Genomic DNA, 1,598 nt, shown 5'->3' on the forward strand with positions numbered 1-1,598 from the left:
ATTCATTGGGCCCGATAGCCTCAACTGCCGGCACCAAAGAACGAGGACTGGTATTGCCCCCGTTACTATCTTCACGCCCCGATAATCGGGGCTTTGGCCAGCCAGGCCCGGCATGATTCTCGCCCCCAGTCGCAGTCATGATCCGAATTGGTAAGGACCTCCCCGATCGCCGAATCGGCACCGTCGGGTGTCATCATGGCTGGCGTTACGCAACCTTCCGCGAAGGGGGATGTCATGGACAAGATAGTTCGTGTTGGGGTTGATCTGGCGAAGAATGTCATGCAGCTCCATGCAGTCGACAGCGCCGAACATGTCGTCGTACGGAAGGCGATTACGCGCGAGCGGTTCGTGGACTGGTTTGCCAATCTGGAGTCCTGCCTGGTTGCAATGGAGGCATGTACCGCGGCGCACTTCTGGGCGCGCAAGCTGCGTTCGCTCGGACACGATGTGCGCCTGATTCCACCTCAGTTTGTTGCCCCATACCGTAAAGGCGGCGTTCACGTAAAGAACGACGCCGTCGATGCCGAAGCGATCTGCGAAGCGGCAAGCCGTCCCCATATGCGTTTCGTGCCAATCAAATCACCCGCCCAGCAAAGCGTGCTGATGCTGCACCGCATGCGAACAGGCTTCGTGGAGGAACGCACTGCGCTGATCAATCGCATGCGCGGGTTACTGGCCGAGTTCGGCGTGTTCCTGCCGCAGGGCATTGACTCGTTGCGCAAGCAGTTCGTCGAGCGCGTCGAGGACGGCAGCAACGAGTTGGCAGGACCGGCGCGCCAGGCGCTGATGCGCGGTTGGACGCAATGGCAGGCGCTGGACGAGCAAATTGCTTGGCTTGAAAGGCGGATCACCGAACACGCCGCCCACGACCCGCAAGCCCAACGATGCATGGCCGTATGCGGCGTCGGCCGGCTCACGGCATCGGCTGCAGTAGCAACGGTGGTCGACGCGCGGCAATTCAAAAACGGCCGACAGATGGCCGCATGGTTGGGCATCGTGCCCAAGCAGAACAGCAGCGGCGGTAAGTCGCGGCTCGGGCGCATCACAAAACAAGGGGACGCCTATCTGCGAACCCTGCTGTTTCAGGGCGCACGCTCCGCGGTCCTGACAGCCCGCCGACGCAACGACCGGCTCTCGCGCTGGATCGTCCAGTTGCAGGCACGTGTGGGCTTTTACAAAACTCTGATTGCGGTGGCCAACAAGCACGCACGAATTCTGTGGGCCATACTGGCCAAGGGCGAGCAATTCGATCCGTCCTACGCACCCGCCCGAACGAGAATGGCGACGGATTCCTGAAACCTCCCGCGAAAGCGGAAGGCCTCCAGATCACCATCAATTGATTGTGTAGTCGAAGACGCAGCAGGTAAGGATAGCGACAGGTCAGACCGGCAGCGGGCGAACTCGAACACCCCTCAGGCGCTACATCGTATGTATTCGCCGTGATCCGGATGGAGTCCTGCTGCGCGGTTACTATCCGGGCCCGGGCATGGCAACCAACTGCCCATAAGGCCGTTTATAGGTGTGCAGTCTGTCCCCGTCGCCGATCCGTATTCCTATTGGTCTCTGCAACAGGCAAAGCAGGAGCTAAACGATTGAAC

1 protein-coding gene is annotated in these 1,598 nt (G+C 60.4%); it reads left to right on the forward strand.

All coding sequences use genetic code 11. From position 1 onward, the window contains the following. Window positions 1-234 precede the first annotated feature (234 nt). The gene (locus U5771_RS35030) at window positions 235-1,296 is read left to right on the forward strand and encodes an IS110 family transposase (protein WP_321822626.1); all 1,062 of its coding nucleotides are present in this window, start codon (window positions 235-237) and stop codon (window positions 1,294-1,296) included. The last annotated feature ends 302 nt before the right edge of the window (window positions 1,297-1,598 follow it).

The organism is Burkholderia sp. BCC1977 (assembly GCF_905339595.1).
GTDB lineage: Bacteria > Pseudomonadota > Gammaproteobacteria > Burkholderiales > Burkholderiaceae > Burkholderia.